20 protein-coding genes are annotated in these 14064 nt (G+C 55.3%); all 20 read left to right on the forward strand.

Features of this window, described 5'->3' with window-relative positions; all coding sequences use genetic code 11:
- Positions 1-302 precede the first annotated feature (302 nt).
- The 20 genes from HMPREF1986_RS11100 to rplN all read left to right on the forward strand — a co-directional run bounded on the left by HMPREF1986_RS11100 (position 303) and on the right by rplN (position 14055).
- Positions 303-551, forward strand: a complete 249-nt coding sequence (locus HMPREF1986_RS11100; protein ID WP_021774948.1) for a hypothetical protein — start codon at positions 303-305, stop codon at positions 549-551.
- A complete protein-coding gene (locus HMPREF1986_RS11105) occupies positions 548-826 on the forward strand; it encodes a type II toxin-antitoxin system YafQ family toxin (protein WP_021774949.1) in 279 nt (92 codons plus the stop codon). The genes HMPREF1986_RS11100 and HMPREF1986_RS11105 overlap by 4 nt, the downstream gene beginning before the upstream one ends.
- 335 nt (positions 827-1161) lie before the next feature.
- Positions 1162-1911: a DnaD domain-containing protein gene (locus tag HMPREF1986_RS11110; RefSeq protein ID WP_036600490.1), complete on the forward strand. Its 750-nt coding sequence runs from the start codon at positions 1162-1164 to the stop codon at positions 1909-1911.
- 1 nt (position 1912) lies between these two features.
- Positions 1913-2890 carry an ATP-binding protein gene (locus HMPREF1986_RS11115; protein WP_021774952.1) on the forward strand — a complete coding sequence of 326 codons (978 nt, stop codon included), beginning with the start codon at positions 1913-1915 and terminating at the stop codon, positions 2888-2890.
- Between the two features lie 91 nt (positions 2891-2981).
- Positions 2982-4199, forward strand: a complete 1218-nt coding sequence (locus HMPREF1986_RS11120) for a ribose-phosphate pyrophosphokinase (RefSeq protein ID WP_009216328.1) — start codon at positions 2982-2984, stop codon at positions 4197-4199.
- 41 nt (positions 4200-4240) lie between these two features.
- A complete protein-coding gene (locus HMPREF1986_RS11125) occupies positions 4241-5275 on the forward strand; it encodes an acyltransferase family protein (protein WP_021774953.1) in 1035 nt (344 codons plus the stop codon).
- 266 nt (positions 5276-5541) lie between these two features.
- On the forward strand, positions 5542-6504 hold the full coding sequence (locus HMPREF1986_RS11130; RefSeq protein ID WP_036600492.1) for a class I SAM-dependent methyltransferase: 963 nt from the start codon (positions 5542-5544) through the stop codon (positions 6502-6504).
- Between the two features lie 167 nt (positions 6505-6671).
- Entirely contained in the window at positions 6672-7877 is a 1206-nt protein-coding gene (locus HMPREF1986_RS11135) for an N-acetylmuramoyl-L-alanine amidase family protein (RefSeq protein WP_051273930.1), read from the forward strand.
- Positions 7878-8500: 623 nt separating this feature from the next.
- Positions 8501-8818, forward strand: coding sequence for a 30S ribosomal protein S10 (gene rpsJ / locus HMPREF1986_RS11145; RefSeq protein WP_009216332.1), 318 nt, complete (start codon positions 8501-8503; stop codon positions 8816-8818).
- Between the two features lie 45 nt (positions 8819-8863).
- Positions 8864-9493, forward strand: a complete 630-nt coding sequence (gene rplC / locus HMPREF1986_RS11150; protein ID WP_009216333.1) for a 50S ribosomal protein L3 — start codon at positions 8864-8866, stop codon at positions 9491-9493.
- Positions 9494-9514: 21 nt separating this feature from the next.
- Positions 9515-10135: a 50S ribosomal protein L4 gene (rplD, locus tag HMPREF1986_RS11155; RefSeq protein WP_021774957.1), complete on the forward strand. Its 621-nt coding sequence runs from the start codon at positions 9515-9517 to the stop codon at positions 10133-10135.
- Entirely contained in the window at positions 10135-10434 is a 300-nt protein-coding gene (rplW, locus tag HMPREF1986_RS11160) for a 50S ribosomal protein L23 (RefSeq protein WP_021774958.1), read from the forward strand. The genes rplD and rplW overlap by 1 nt, the downstream gene beginning before the upstream one ends.
- Before the next feature lie 93 nt (positions 10435-10527).
- Positions 10528-11373, forward strand: coding sequence for a 50S ribosomal protein L2 (gene rplB / locus HMPREF1986_RS11165; RefSeq protein WP_009216336.1), 846 nt, complete (start codon positions 10528-10530; stop codon positions 11371-11373).
- A gap of 20 nt (positions 11374-11393) precedes the next feature.
- Complete coding sequence (rpsS, locus tag HMPREF1986_RS11170; RefSeq protein ID WP_009216337.1) at positions 11394-11672, forward strand: 30S ribosomal protein S19; 279 nt, start codon at positions 11394-11396, stop codon at positions 11670-11672.
- A 24-nt stretch (positions 11673-11696) separates the two neighbouring features.
- Positions 11697-12086 (forward strand): 50S ribosomal protein L22, encoded by a 390-nt coding sequence (gene rplV / locus HMPREF1986_RS11175; RefSeq protein WP_009216338.1) that lies wholly within the window; start codon positions 11697-11699, stop codon positions 12084-12086.
- A gap of 11 nt (positions 12087-12097) precedes the next feature.
- The gene (rpsC, locus tag HMPREF1986_RS11180; protein ID WP_009216339.1) at positions 12098-12760 is read left to right on the forward strand and encodes a 30S ribosomal protein S3; all 663 of its coding nucleotides are present in this window, start codon (positions 12098-12100) and stop codon (positions 12758-12760) included.
- A 2-nt stretch (positions 12761-12762) separates the two neighbouring features.
- A complete protein-coding gene (rplP, locus tag HMPREF1986_RS11185; RefSeq protein WP_021774959.1) occupies positions 12763-13194 on the forward strand; it encodes a 50S ribosomal protein L16 in 432 nt (143 codons plus the stop codon).
- A complete protein-coding gene (gene rpmC / locus HMPREF1986_RS11190) occupies positions 13191-13394 on the forward strand; it encodes a 50S ribosomal protein L29 (protein ID WP_009216341.1) in 204 nt (67 codons plus the stop codon). The genes rplP and rpmC overlap by 4 nt, the downstream gene beginning before the upstream one ends.
- A 17-nt stretch (positions 13395-13411) precedes the next feature.
- A complete protein-coding gene (rpsQ, locus tag HMPREF1986_RS11195) occupies positions 13412-13666 on the forward strand; it encodes a 30S ribosomal protein S17 (protein WP_009216342.1) in 255 nt (84 codons plus the stop codon).
- 20 nt (positions 13667-13686) lie between these two features.
- Positions 13687-14055, forward strand: coding sequence for a 50S ribosomal protein L14 (gene rplN / locus HMPREF1986_RS11200; RefSeq protein ID WP_009216343.1), 369 nt, complete (start codon positions 13687-13689; stop codon positions 14053-14055).
- Positions 14056-14064: the final 9 nt, after the last annotated feature.

Genomic DNA, 14064 nt, shown 5'->3' on the forward strand with positions numbered 1-14064 from the left:
TCCGAGTCTGCCTGATGGCAGACTTCTGCGCTTAAAAAACATTCGCATTCCGGCTTGCCGCCCTGCCGACCGGTCGATCCATAAACAGGCCGTCTGCCGCCCCGGCGTTTAGCGATCTGGTTTCTCAAGATCGCTTATGCGCCGCTGGCCGCGGCAGTCGGAGCGAGAGCGTCCTGCGTTGGATCGGCCGGTCGGCAGATACGGCGCCAAAAACACTTGCATTTTCTACTGTATTAGAGTATACTAAAGTTCGCAAGCATAGTAAGTGTACTAACTAATCAATCGAAGAAGGAGGATTTATTATGGCGGGTACCGTGAGTGTGAACTTCAGTCTGGACAGGGATATTTATAATCAGTATAAGAGGATTGTTTCCAATCATGGAGAGAATGTGAAGGGAAATCTCGTGAGACATATGCAAACCGTCATTCGCTACGGCATACCCAATTCGGAGACGCTGGAAGCAATCGCAGAGGTTCAGGCTTTGAAGAGGGATCCGAACAAAAAGAGCTATGGAAGCTTTTCGGAGATTTTAGAGGATATGGACGAATGAGCTTATATAGAATCGTCCAAACCACACATTTTAAAAGGGATCTGAAAACGGCAAAAAAGAGAGGTTATGACCTGAGACTGATTGCTTCAGTGGTTGATGCACTTGCCGCGGGAGAAGTCTTACATAAGAAATATAACGATCACGGTTTATCCGGGAGCTATACTGGGTGCAGAGAATGCCATATCACTCCGGACTGGCTTTTGATCTATGAGATTGAGGGAAACGAGTTGATTTTATATTTGACCAGAACGGGTACACACAGTGATTTGTTTTAGAGGCAAAGAGCAGCGGGGGGCGGAAATTTTTTGAGCCCCCGCTGTGGATTGCCGTCCACTGGAAAAATGTGGATAAGTCAGGATTGTATTTTTAAAATACAATCCTGACTTTTTGCGAAGAAATGAAAAAGACGCGAAAAAGCCATATTCTAAGCGCGTGGAAAGGATTTCCCGAAAAAGAAAAAATGAGAAAGGCTTGACATAGGATTTGTCCACGTTATCCACAGGGATGTGGATAAATCCGGTGGATAAAGTTGTGGAGCAGTTCGATTGCCCGCGGCGCCCTGCTGTGCTATCATCGGCTTATGTGAGGAAGGGGAGGGCAGGTGAAGAAGATGAAGAGAGAGATCAGAGACCGTCTGGAGATTCGCGCGACCTGCGTGTCCAATGATTTTCTGGATCGCTTCATGGCGGAGGCGAACGGAGATTATGTGAAGGTCTACCTGTATCTGCTCCGGCATGGGGGAGAGGGATTCAGTGTGAAGGAGGCGGCGGACGCCCTGAACCTGACGGACAATGATATCAAGAGGGCGGTGAACTACTGGGAGAAGCAGGGCATCTACTCGGACGGCTCTTCTCTCCGGGTGGAGAAGGAGATCCGGACGGAGGAGGACATCGCCTGCTCTGAGGAGGTGCTCAGAAGATCGGAGGAGTCCGAGAGGAGGAGTCGGGAGGAGAGCCTCTCCGGCACAGTGGACCATGTGAAGGATGACGAGGAGTTTGCCGGCATCCTCTTTGTCGCAAAGCATGTGCTTCCCGCGCTTCCCAGTCCGAAGCAGGTGGAAACCCTGGAGTTTATGTACCGGGAGCTTTCGATGAAGGCGGAGCTCATCGAGTTTTTGCTGGAGTACTGCGCGGGACTTGGCAAGACCTCTGCGCGCTATATGGAGACGGTCGCGATCAACTGGCATGAGCAGGGGATTCAGACGATGCGGCAGGCGCAGCAGCTTGTGAAGGAGTTCTCCGAGAGAAAACGGGGGAGAAAGACGGGGAAGGCGGGAAAGCCGAATCCGTTCCTGAATTTTCCGCAGTCCGAGGTGGACTATGACAGTCTGGCGAAGAAAAAGCTGATGGGACGGTTCTAGGATGGGGCTTGCCAATTCTCAATACAGTAAAATCATGCGGGTCTACGGGGAGAGGCAGCTAAAGAGCTACCGGGAGCTCTCCGAGCGCCAGGAGAGGGCCTACCGAAGGGCCCCGCGGCTTCAGGAGCTGGACCGGGCGGTAGGGGAGGAGTCCGTGAGGGCGGCAGAGGCGATGCTCGCCGGGGATCGGACGAAAAAGCGGGAGCTCCGCCGCAGGATTTCCGAGATCGGAGAGGAGAGGAAGAGGGTCCTTCTGGAGAACGGCTTTCCGGAGGATATGCTGGAGCTTCAGTACATCTGTCCGGACTGCCGTGACACGGGCTTTATCCGGGGGAAAAAATGCCACTGCTTTCTTTCTCTGCAGCGCCGCCTCCTCTATCGCCAGTCCAATGTGGAGGAGATCGTCGGGAGAGAGAACTTCAGACACTTCGATCTCTCTGTCTTTGACGACCGGGAGCCGATCCCGGAGGCAAACGGGAGGACGAGCCGCGAGTACATGGGCTCCGTACTTCGCTTCAGCAGGGACTGGTGCAGGAAATTCCGGGAGGAGAGAGGAAATCTGATCCTGATGGGAAAGACCGGGACGGGGAAGACCTTTCTCATGAACTGCATCACAAAGGAGATCCTGGATCAGGGCTTCAGTGTCATTTATCTCTCCAGCACGGATCTCTTCGAGAGTCTTTCCTACCGGAGGAAGGAAGAGAATGAGGAGGAGCAGGGGCAGGGGGAGGCGGCGCTGGAGGCGGACCTCCTCCTGATCGATGATCTCGGGACGGAGCTTTCGAACAGCTTCACCGCTTCGAAGCTTTTTTATGTGATTAACCAAAGGATGGTCATGAAGCGCTCCACGATCCTCTCCACCAATCTGAACTTCGGGGCGATCCGGGATACGTATTCGGACCGCGTGGTCTCCCGCCTCATGTCGGAGGACTATGATATTATCCCGCTCTACGGGAGGGATCAGCGCATTCCCTCCTGAAAGTCCGAAGGAGGGGGAGAGCAGCCCTTCCATGGGATGGTATTCATGAATTTTCACCACTGCCTGCCATTGCTTTGAGAGGAGAAAAAAGATGTCTGATTCCAGAACGTCCGAGTTCATCGAGAGGATTCCGGTCGGTCCGCTGGCTTTGATGCCGCTTCAGTCCATAGAGACCCTGGGAGAGAGAGTCAACCGCTACCTCGCCGCGTGGAGAGCGGAGCGGGAGAGTGAGCACAAGCACACGATCGCCTTTAATGGCTATCAGAAGGACAATTACATTGTTCCGACGAAGATCAGCCGCTTCGGCACGGGGGAGGCGAAGGGGGAGATTCTGGAGACTGTGCGCGGCGTGGACATCTATTTCCTTGTGGATGTCATGAATTACTCCATCACCTATTCGATCTTCGGCCATGTGAATCATATGTCTCCGGACGATCATTACGCGGATCTGAAGAGGCTGATCGCGGCGACCACCGGGAAGGCGAAGCGGATCAATGTCATCATGCCCTTTATGTATGAGTCCCGCCAGCACAAAAGATCCGGCAGGGAGTCCCTGGACTGCGCGATGATGCTGCAGGAGCTCCACAGCATGGGAGTGGAGAATTTCATCACCTTCGACGCGCATGATCCGAGGGTCATGAACGCGATTCCGAGGGATTCCTTTGACAATGTCTCCTGCAGCTACCAGTTTATCAAGGCCCTCCTCCAGAATGTCCCCGACCTGGATATCGACAAGGACCATATGATGATCATTTCGCCGGACGAGGGAGGGATGAAGCGCGCCATCTACTATGCCAATGTGCTGGGGCTGGATATGGGTATGTTCTATAAGAGGAGAGACTATACCCAGGTTGTGAACGGGAGAAATCCGATCGTCGCCCATGAGTTCCTGGGGAGCGATGTCGCGGGGAAGGATGTCATCATCATCGACGATATGATCTCCTCCGGGGAGTCTCTCATCGACACCGCGAAGGCCTTGAAGGAGCGGAGGGCGAAGAGGGTCTATGCCTGCTGTACCTTCGGGCTTTTCACAAACGGTCTGAATAAGTTCGATGAGGCCTGTGCGGCCCGCACGCTGGACGGCGTGCTCACGACGGATCTGATCTATCAGACGCCGGAGCTCCTCAGCAGGAAGTGGTATATCGGAGTCGGCATGGCGAAGTATGTCGCGCTCCTGATCGATAATATGAACCATGATATGTCGATCTCCGCGATTTTGGATCCGGTAGAGAGGATCAACGAAAGGCTTCAGGCTTACAGAAAGAAGCGGGCCATGGAGAACGAACAGATCAGCATGGAGCTCGAGTAGGAGAGACGGGGAGAAGAGAGAGGAAAGGGAGGGGGCGGAGCTTGGAGGAGAGAGAAAAGCTTTTCTTTAGGAAGACGGAGCGCTTTGGTCTCCTTCTCTCTCTCCTTGTGATCCTGATCCATGCGGTGAATCTCGCGGGGAGCGCGCAGGAGCTCGCGGCGCTCTCCCGCTCGGCGCCGCCCCTTTCCCCGGTCTCGATCGAGCAGTTCTTCAGCGGGGAGATCGGGCAGACCGCGGTTCCCGCCTTTTTTATCCTAAGCGGCTATCTTTTCTACCGAAAGCTCCAGAGCTTTTCCGGGATCTTCGATAAGTGGAGGCGGCGCTTCCGCTCACTCATCATACCCTACGGCGCCTGGAATACCCTCCTCTACCTGTTCTATGCCCTGATCGGAAGGGCGCCCGTAAGCCTCCGAGCTCTCAGCGATGCGGCGGTGAACTACCGCTATGAGCCGGTCTTTTGGTATCTCTATCAGCTCATCCTGCTCACGGCGCTGGCGCCCCTTTTCTTTCTCTTTCTGAGAAAGCGCCTCCTCTCCGGCCTTTTTTTGCTGCTTCCGCTCTTTTTGATTTTCCGGGGCATTGACCTTCCTCTTTTAAATGAAGATGCGCTCTTTTACTACCTGCTCGGCGGAGCTCTTTCCCGGAATCTCCCCTCCCTTTTTGAGGGAGGGGAGAGGGGGAGGCAGAGGCTTCTCGCCGCCTTCCTTTTGCTTTTTGCCGTCGTCCTTCGGATTCTCGTAAGGAGAAGCAGCGAGGCGGGTTCTCTCCCGGAGATCCTGCTCTTTACGGTTTTGTTTCGGGCCGCTCTCCCGCTTTCCCTTTGGTTCTGCCTTCCCTCGCCGGGGGAGGGAGGAGCAGAGCACAGAGGGCTCGGATTTTTTCTCTATGCCTTTCACTATCCGGCGGCAAGACTCTATGCGGCTTTGATCCGGCGGCTCGGGATCTCGGGGGATTGGATCCTTCTCCTCCTCTTCTTTCTGCTCCCGCCGCTCTGTCTCCTTCTGGCCATGGCCTTGACCCGTTTTCTCCGGAGGAGGCTTCCGCGGGTCTGGGAGATTTTCTCCGGGGGGAGATAAGCTTTCTCTGAATTTATCCAGGGAAACACGGATTCAATCAGAAAAATCACGTGCCAACGGGCGTGATGCCGCAAAAGCGTGCGGAACGCCGGCACTTAATGAACATAAGTGCAAAGAAGTGTGAATTTGGTACCGCTGCGCGGAGCCTCGAACGAGAGTGTCTTTTGAGTCACATGAGTCATGGATAAATCAGTATTTCCCTAAGAGCCTGAGATGGGGCTATATTCTGACGGTGGAATCGAATCATAGGATGGGGGATGGATGGGATGTTTCTTTCGGATGGATGGAAGGACTATGAGCTGATCGACTGCGGATCGGGGGAGAAGCTTGAGCGCTGGGGGCGCTATCTTCTCCGGCGCCCGGACCCGCAGGTCATCTGGCAGACAGAGAGAGAGGATGAGAGATGGAGGAAGCCAAACGCCCGCTACCGAAGATCCTCAAGGGGCGGAGGGGACTGGGAGTTTTTTGATCTTCCGAAGCAGTGGAGGATTTCCTATACACTTGGCTCCGGCACACACGGCGGGAAGGCGCTTCTTGCTCTTTCCGAGGAGGAGAGGAAACTCTCTTTTCAGCTTAAGCCCTTTGCCTTTAAGCATACCGGGCTTTTTCCGGAGCAGGCGGCAAACTGGGAATGGTTTTCCGAGCGGATCCTCCGGGAGAGAGAAAGGCGGGAGAAAAGAGGGGACGGGAGAGAGCTGGAGGTCCTGAACCTCTTCGCCTATACCGGGGGAGCGACACTTGCCGCTGCAAAGGCGGGCGCGCGCGTTACGCATGTCGACGCCGCAAAGGGCATGGTTCTCTGGGCGAAGGAGAATGCGGACTGCTCCGGCCTTAAGGACGCGGGCATCCGCTGGCTCGTCGATGACTGTCGGAAATTTGTCGAGCGGGAGATCCGACGGGGCAAGCGCTACGACGGCATCATCATGGATCCCCCCTCCTACGGGAGAGGACCGAAGGGGGAGATCTGGAAGCTGGAGGAGGCGATCTACCCTCTCATCGCGCTCTGCGCGAAGCTTCTGGATTCCCGCTCCGATTTCTTTCTCTTAAACAGCTATACCACGGGGCTTCAGCCCGCGGTCATGCAGTATATGCTCTCTCTTCTTCTGAAAAGGAAGCTTGGGGGGAGGGCGGAGGCCGATGAGATCGGACTTCCCGTCACAAGGAGCGGGCTCTCTCTCCCCTGCGGCTGCCGGGCGCTTTGGTACCGGGATGCGGAGGGCTCTCCGTAAGGGAATCGTCGTCTTGTATCGTTTCGAGAGGTATTGTATAGTATAGGGGCAGTGCGGGCGGCAGTTTCTGTCCGGAGGGCATGCGGAGCAGAGGGAAATGCGGAGGCCGGGGCGGGAATTTCGAGGCTTTTCGAGGATTCCGGGCGTTCGGACAGTTGGAGGCAAATATGAGAAAGAGATGGGCGGATTTTCTGATTTTGGCGGCGGCATTGGCTTCCGCGGCGTCATTCTCCGCGTCTGCGGCGCAGTGGTCGACGAACAGCACGGGGCAGCAGATCTATGTCAATGACAATGGAAGCACAGTGACCAATTCCTGGATCAAGGCGGACAGCGACGGAGCGACGATCTGGTACTATGCGGGAGCCGATGGGACGCTTCGAAAAGACGGCTGGCAGAGAGTGGGGGAGGATTACTACTATTTCGATGCCAGCGGGAAGATGCAGACAGGATGGGTAGATAATTATATGTATTACTGCGATCCGCAGAGCGGGGCGATGAAAACCGGCTGGAGAGAGCTCCCGCTTCCGGATGCCCTGACGGCCGATGGCAAGGCGAAGGGGGGGAGCTACTGGTTTTACTTCAGCACGAAGGACGGCGAGAAGTTCCACGCGGGAAGTAGCGAGACGGTGACAAAGACGATCGACGGCGCGGTCTACGGCTTTGATGAGAACGGAGTGATGGTCACGGGCTGGGCGGAGACGGAGAGTACGTCTCCGGATATCGCCGGATATATGTACTTTTCGGAGAAGGCGACGGGCTCCCTCAAGCTCGGGCAGCGCATCGCCGGCACCTGGTATGCCGCGGTGGGTCCGAATAAGGAGGACGGGAGCGGAAATGTAGAGTGGTTCTACCTGAAGAGCAACGGACATCCGGCGGCGGGAAGCGCGGATATCTACGATGTACAGAGGATCAACGGGAAGCGCTACCTCTTCAACGATAAGGGAAATCCCGTCTACGGCATTCAGAGGGGGAAGAGCGCGGAGGATGGCCCGGACAGCTATTATTACTGCGGAAGCTCCAAAAACGACTGTTCCGTAAAGACCGGAAAGATGACGCTCACGCAGGACAATGGGGAGAGAATCTCCTGCTACTTCGAGAGCAGCGGAAAGGGGCTTACCGGAGTCAGGGATAATTCTCTCTATTATAACGGTAAGCTCCAGAAGGCCGAGAAGGACATCCGCTACCAGAAGGCCACGCTCCCCAATGGGACCACCTATGTGGTCAATGAGAACGGGCGAATCATGAAGAACCGGAAAAATTATAAGGACGGAAACGGCATCAAGTGGACGAGTGACGCCTCGGGAAAGCTGGTTCAGGATGAGGGGCTTGAGGCGCTTGAGCTGAGCTCTCCGGAAATCACGGATCTAAGCTGAAAACGCGGATTCCTTAGAGAAGGGCATGCCGGTTTAAGTTTAAATGGGAGAAACGCCGCTTTGCGAGAAGCAGGGGAGCCTCCCCGAGAGAGGGACTAAGATAAGAGAAAGAGAGGCCGCAGGCCCGAGGCGGATGGGCAGGCGGAATATCCGGGATTCTGTGGCTGAAAGATCTCCGCGGACCGCTCCTTCGGAGCGGGAAAGAACGGGAAGGGAAAAGAAAGAGGAAAGATCGGGGGCGGAGCCTTTTGGCTCCGCCCTTTTCCCGGGAAAAGGGAGCTGCCGGGACAGACACGCCCGATTTCGTGTAAATTGTTCAAAAAAAAGTGCAATCAGGGCGAGAAAGCGCTTGAAATCGAGCTTTCTCTATGGTATCGTAATATGCGCTGTGACAGGATAGCGTTGAAACGAGAGATTGCTTTCCGGCGAAATCCGCATGGTATAAGCCGTGGAAGAGAACTCCGTGGAGCGAATGTCAAGTTAGAAAACTGACGGCAGGTCACTGTACTACAATTCAATCCGCCCTACAGCAGGCGGAGCTGTGTGTCTGAACTATGACACGCACGGACACGTGTACAGTCACCGACTTATCGTCAAAATTTCGATAGGAGGCGACTTTTTTTATGGCAGGTCAGGTAATGAGAATCACCCTCAAGGCGTATGAGCACAGCCTTGTGGACGAGTCGGCGGCAAAGATTGTGGAGAGCTGCAGGAAGACCGGAGCACAGGTCTCCGGACCGGTACCCCTTCCCACGAGGAAGGAGGTCGTGACGATCCTCCGCGCGGTGCACAAGTACAAGGACTCCAGAGAGCAGTTTGAGCAGAGGACGCATAAGAGGCTGATCGATGTCATCAGCCCGAACCAGAAGACCATGGATGCGCTTCAGAGACTGGAGATGCCGGCCGGCGTATTTGTCAACATCAAGATGAAGGCAAAATGATTCTAGTATGAACCCTTCGGGGTTCCGCTGTAGAAAGGAGAAAAGATGAAGAAAGCGATCCTCGCAATTAAGGTGGGCATGACACAGATCTGGGATGAGAACGGTATTCTGATCCCCGTGACGGTGCTCCAGGCAGGACCCTGCGTGGTGACGCAGGTGAAGACGCTTGAGAATGACGGCTATAAGGCGGTTCAGGTGGGATTCCAGGACAAGAGAGAGAGGCTTGTAAACCGGCCGGAGAAGGGGCAGTTCGACAAGGCGGGCGTGCCCTGCAAGAGATTTGTCCGCGAGTTCCGCTTCGAGAATTCCGAGGAATATAAGCCAAAGGACGAGATCAAGGCGGATATCTTCGCCGCGGGAGACAAGGTCGATGTGACGGCGGTCTCCAAGGGAAAGGGCTTCCAGTCCGCGATCAGAAAGTACGGCCAGCACAGAGGACCGATGGCGCACGGCTCCAAGTTCCATCGCCACCAGGGCTCCAACGGAACCTCCGCGACACCGTCGAGAGTCCTTCCGGGGAAGGGGATGCCCTCTCACATGGGCGCGGTCAGAGTGACGACGCAGAACCTCAGCGTGGTGAGAGTGGATGCCGAGAACGGGCTGATCCTGATAAAGGGAGCGGTTCCGGGACCGAAGAAGGCGCTTGTTACCGTAAAAGAAGCGGTAAAGGCCTGAGACGGAAGGAGGAAGAGATAAATGGCTATCGTATCGGTTTTTGATATGCAGGGGAATGAAGTCGGGAAGATGGAGTTAAATGACGCCGTCTTTGCCGCCCCCATCAATGAGCACCTTCTTCATCTGGCAGTGGTGGCACAGCTGGCCAACCGCCGTCAGGGGACCAAGAAGGCACTGACCCGGGCCGAGGTTTCCGGAGGCGGAAGAAAGCCCTGGAGGCAGAAGGGAACGGGCCACGCGAGACAGGGATCCATCCGCGCTCCGCAGTGGAAGGGCGGCGGAGTTGTCTTCGCCCCGACTCCGAGGGACTACAGGAAGGACTTGAACAAGAAAGAGAAGAGGGCGGCTCTCAAGGCGGCTCTCTCCAATGCCGTCGCGGATCAGAAGCTGGTCGTCGTGGACTCCATCCATTTCGATGAGATCAAGACGAAGAAGTTCCAGGCCATGCTGGATGCCCTGAAGCTCAAAAAGGCTTTCGTGCTTTTAGATCAGAATGATGAGAAGACGATTCTCTCCGCGAGAAATATCGAGGATGTGAAGACAGCGCAGGTCAATGAGATCAATGTCTACGATGTCATGAAGTACGGCACGGTCCTCGCGACGAAAGCCGCGCTGGAAAAGCTTGAGGAGGTATACGCATAATGGCAGATCTGAAATATTACGACGTAATCCTTCGCCCGCTCGTGACGGAGAAGTCCATGTCTGAGATGGCGGATAAGAAGTATGCCTTCTATGTCAATCCGGACGCGAATAAGACGCAGGTTAAGGAAGCGGTGGAGAAGATGTTCGACGGCGTAAAGGTAAAGGCCGTCAACACGATGAACCTGAAGGGCAAGAAGAAGAGAAGAGGCATGGTCATCGGAAGAACCTCCGCGAAGAAGAAGGCGATTGTCACGCTGACGAAGGACTCCAAGGAGATCGAGGTCTTCACTGGACTGTAAGCGTCCGCCGGAGAGCGGGGATCGCTGATACATTGAGAGTCGCGTGAAAAAATTTCTCAGCTATACGCGGCACAGAATCAAAGGAGAAAAGTCATGGGTATCAAGACCTATAAAGCTTATACACCGTCCAGAAGGAACATGACCGGTTCTGATTTCTCGGAGATCACGAAGAAGAGTCCGGAGAGGTCTCTTCTCTCCAAGAAGAAGAAAAACGCCGGAAGAAACAATCAGGGCAAGATCACGGTCCGTCACCACGGGGGCGGAAACCGGCAGAAATACAGAATCATCGATTTCAAGCGGAATAAAAAGGACGGCGCCGTCGCGACTGTCATCGGGATCGAGTATGATCCGAACCGCTCCGCGAATATCGCGCTTTTGTCCTATGAGGACGGGACGAAGGCCTATATTCTCGCGCCGAACGGCCTCACAGACGGGATGAAGGTCATGTCCGGTCCGCAGGCAGAGGCGAAGGTCGGAAACTGTCTCCCGCTTTCCGCTGTCCCCGTCGGAGCCGAGATCCACGCGATTGAGCTTATCCCGGGAAGGGGAGCGCAGCTGGTCCGCTCCGCGGGCAATGCCGCGCAGCTCATGGCGAGAGAGGGCAAGTATGCGACGCTCCGTCTTCCCTCCGGAGAGATGAGGATGGTTCCCATCGAGTGCCGGGCGACCATCGGCGCCGTGGGGAACGGAGACCATAATCTCATCCACCTCGGAAAGGCCGGAAGAAAACGGCATATGGGCATCCGTCCCACCGTCCGCGGCTCCGTCATGAACCCGAACGATCACCCGCACGGAGGCGGAGAGGGAAGAGCGCCCATCGGAAGACCGGGCCCCTGCACTCCCTGGGGCAAGCCTGCTCTTGGCCTTAAGACCAGGAACCGGAAGAAGGCTTCCAACAAGCTGATCGTAAGAAGACGTGACGGCAGAGCTATCAAGTAATTGAGGAGGAGACAGAGAATATGGCACGTTCCATTAAAAAAGGACCCTTCGCGGACAAGAGCCTCCTGAAGGCAGTGGACGCGTTGAATGCGCAGAATCAGAAGACCGTCATCAAGACCTGGTCCCGCCGCTCCACGATCTTCCCGTCCTTTGTCGGCCACACCATCGCGGTTCACGATGGGAGAAAGCATGTCCCGGTGTACATCACGGAGGATATGGTCGGACATAAGCTCGGCGAATTCGTCGTCACCAGAACCTACCGCGGACACCACGGAAACGGCGACGAGCGAAAGGCCTGATGGGCTTGAAAGGAGGAGACACAGATGTCAAAGGGTCACAGATCTCAGATAAAGAGAGAGAGAAACGATAAGAAAGATAAAAGACCTTCCGCAACTCTTTCCTACGCAAGAGTGTCCGTTCAGAAGGCATGCTTTGTGCTCGACGCCATCCGGGGCAAGGACCTCGCTCAGGCGATCGGCATCGTCAGCTATAACCCGAGATACGCTTCCACTCTCGTGAAGAAGCTTCTGGAGTCCGCAGCGGCAAACGCGGAGAACAACTGCGAGCTGCAGAGGGATTCCCTCTATGTCGCGGAATGCTTCGCGAATACCGCTCCCACGATGAAGCGGATTCACCCGAGAGCGCAGGGCAGAGCTTACCGGATCTTAAAGAGAAGCTCGCACATCACCGTCATTTTGGACGAGAAAAAGTAAGGAGGCGTTGAATGGGACAGAAAGTTAATCCGCACGGCATGAGAGTCGGCGTCATCAAGGACTGGAATTCCAAGTGGTACGCTGACAAGAAGAGCTTTTCCACCATTCTCATCGAGGATCATCGGATCAGAAGCTTCCTGAAGAAGAGACTCTACTCCGCCAATGTCTCCAGGATCGATATCGAGAGAGCGGCTGAGGACAAGGTGCGTGTGATCATCTATACCGCAAAGCCCGGCTTCGTCATCGGAAAGGGCGGCGCGGAGATCGAGAAGCTGAGAAAGGATGTTCAGAAGCTCACGGGCAAGAGCATCTATATCGATATCAAGGAGATCAAGAGGCCGGACCGCGACGCGCAGCTTGTGGCGGAGTCCATCGCGCAGTCCCTGGAGAACCGGATCTCCTTCCGGAGAGCTTTAAAGCAGGCGATGTCCCGGACCATGAAGTCCGGCGCGCTCGGCATCAAGGCCGCTGTGGGCGGAAGGCTCGGCGGAGCGGATATCGCGAGAAGGGAGTTCTACAGTGAGGGCACGATCCCGCTCCAGACGCTGAGAGCGGACATCGATTACGGCTTCGCTGAGGCGGCTACCACCTATGGCAGACTGGGCGTCAAGGTTTGGATTTACAAGGGCGAGGTACTTCCTGCCAAAAAAAATAAGGAAGGGAGCGAGAGATAACTATGTTAATGCCTAAGAGAACGAAATTCCGTAAGCAGATGCGCGGCAGAATGACCGGAAAGGCTACAAGAGGAAATAAAGTCAGCCACGGTGAGTTTGGTATTGTCGCTCTGGAGCCCTGCTGGATCAAAGCAAATCAGATCGAGGCGGCCCGTGTGGCGCTGACCAGATATATCAAAAGAGGCGGACAGGTCTGGATCGACATCTTCCCGGACAAGCCGATCTCCGCGAAGCCCCTGGGAGTCCGTATGGGATCCGGAAAGGGCGCGGTGGAATTCTGGGTGGCGGTCGTGAAGCCGGGCAGAGTCCTCTTCGAGATCGCCGGAGTCCCGGAAGATCAGGCGAGAGAGGCTCTGAGGCTCGCATCCCACAAGCTTCCCTGCAACTGCAAGATCGTTGCGAAGGCAGATCTGGAAGGCGGTGATAAGGAATGAAGAAGAATACATACTTAGAGGAGCTGAAGGCAAAGAGCGCCGAGCAGCTGAATGCGGAGCTTGTGTCTGCCAAGAAGGAGCTTTTTAAGCTGAGATTCCAGAACGCCACGAATCAGCTCAGCGATACGGCAAAGATCACGGAGGTTCGCAGAAACATCGCAAGAATCCAGACCGTTATCACCGAGAAGGCGAAAGCGTGAGAAGGGAGAGCGAAAGAATGGAGAGAAATCTGAGAAAGACCCGCACCGGCAAGGTTGTCAGTGCCAGGATGGACAAGACCATTGTCATCGCCATCGAAGATCACATGAAGCACCCCCTGATCGGAAAGATCGTGAAGCGGACCGTGAAGATCTACGCCCACGACGAGAAGAACGAGGCCGGAGAGGGAGATACGGTGAAGGTTATGGCCACAAGACCCCTTTCCAAGACCAAGAGATGGAGACTGGTCTCTGTGCTTGAGAAAGCGAAGTAAGGAGCAGGGAGGGAGCAGATATGATTCAGCAGGAAACAAGACTCAGGGTTGCTGACAACACAGGTGCCAGAGAGCTTCTCTGCATTCGCGTCATGGGCGGATCGACCAGAAGATACGCCGCTGTCGGAGATACCGTAGTCGCTTCCGTAAAGGATGCGATCCCCGGAGGACAGGTGAAGAGAGGCGATGTCGTGAAGGCTGTGGTTGTCCGCACCGTGGACGCCATCCGCAGGAAGGACGGCAGCTATATCCGCTTCGATGAGAATGCGGCGGTCATCCTGAAGGAGGACAACACACCGAAGGGAACCCGTATCTTTGGACCGGTGGCAAGAGAGCTTCGCGATCACGGCTACATGAAGATCGTCTCCCTCGCTCCGGAAGTATTATAAGGAGGTCGC

Origin of the sequence: Oribacterium sp. oral taxon 078 str. F0263 (assembly GCF_000469565.1) — a bacterium.
Taxonomy (GTDB): domain Bacteria; phylum Bacillota; class Clostridia; order Lachnospirales; family Lachnospiraceae; genus Oribacterium.

Coding starts and splice junctions, on each gene's coding strand:
- HMPREF1986_RS11100 (WP_021774948.1), top strand. CDS start 303: ATGGCGGGTACCGTGAGTGTGAACTTCAGTCTGGACAGGGATATTTAT.
- HMPREF1986_RS11105 (WP_021774949.1), top strand. CDS start 548: ATGAGCTTATATAGAATCGTCCAAACCACACATTTTAAAAGGGATCTG.
- HMPREF1986_RS11110 (WP_036600490.1), top strand. CDS start 1,162: ATGAAGAGAGAGATCAGAGACCGTCTGGAGATTCGCGCGACCTGCGTG.
- HMPREF1986_RS11115 (WP_021774952.1), top strand. CDS start 1,913: ATGGGGCTTGCCAATTCTCAATACAGTAAAATCATGCGGGTCTACGGG.
- HMPREF1986_RS11120 (WP_009216328.1), top strand. CDS start 2,982: ATGTCTGATTCCAGAACGTCCGAGTTCATCGAGAGGATTCCGGTCGGT.
- HMPREF1986_RS11130 (WP_036600492.1), top strand. CDS start 5,542: ATGTTTCTTTCGGATGGATGGAAGGACTATGAGCTGATCGACTGCGGA.
- HMPREF1986_RS11135 (WP_051273930.1), top strand. CDS start 6,672: ATGAGAAAGAGATGGGCGGATTTTCTGATTTTGGCGGCGGCATTGGCT.
- rpsJ (WP_009216332.1), top strand. CDS start 8,501: ATGGCAGGTCAGGTAATGAGAATCACCCTCAAGGCGTATGAGCACAGC.
- rplC (WP_009216333.1), top strand. CDS start 8,864: ATGAAGAAAGCGATCCTCGCAATTAAGGTGGGCATGACACAGATCTGG.
- rplD (WP_021774957.1), top strand. CDS start 9,515: ATGGCTATCGTATCGGTTTTTGATATGCAGGGGAATGAAGTCGGGAAG.
- rplW (WP_021774958.1), top strand. CDS start 10,135: ATGGCAGATCTGAAATATTACGACGTAATCCTTCGCCCGCTCGTGACG.
- rplB (WP_009216336.1), top strand. CDS start 10,528: ATGGGTATCAAGACCTATAAAGCTTATACACCGTCCAGAAGGAACATG.
- rpsS (WP_009216337.1), top strand. CDS start 11,394: ATGGCACGTTCCATTAAAAAAGGACCCTTCGCGGACAAGAGCCTCCTG.
- rplV (WP_009216338.1), top strand. CDS start 11,697: ATGTCAAAGGGTCACAGATCTCAGATAAAGAGAGAGAGAAACGATAAG.
- rpsC (WP_009216339.1), top strand. CDS start 12,098: ATGGGACAGAAAGTTAATCCGCACGGCATGAGAGTCGGCGTCATCAAG.
- rplP (WP_021774959.1), top strand. CDS start 12,763: ATGTTAATGCCTAAGAGAACGAAATTCCGTAAGCAGATGCGCGGCAGA.
- rpmC (WP_009216341.1), top strand. CDS start 13,191: ATGAAGAAGAATACATACTTAGAGGAGCTGAAGGCAAAGAGCGCCGAG.
- rpsQ (WP_009216342.1), top strand. CDS start 13,412: ATGGAGAGAAATCTGAGAAAGACCCGCACCGGCAAGGTTGTCAGTGCC.
- rplN (WP_009216343.1), top strand. CDS start 13,687: ATGATTCAGCAGGAAACAAGACTCAGGGTTGCTGACAACACAGGTGCC.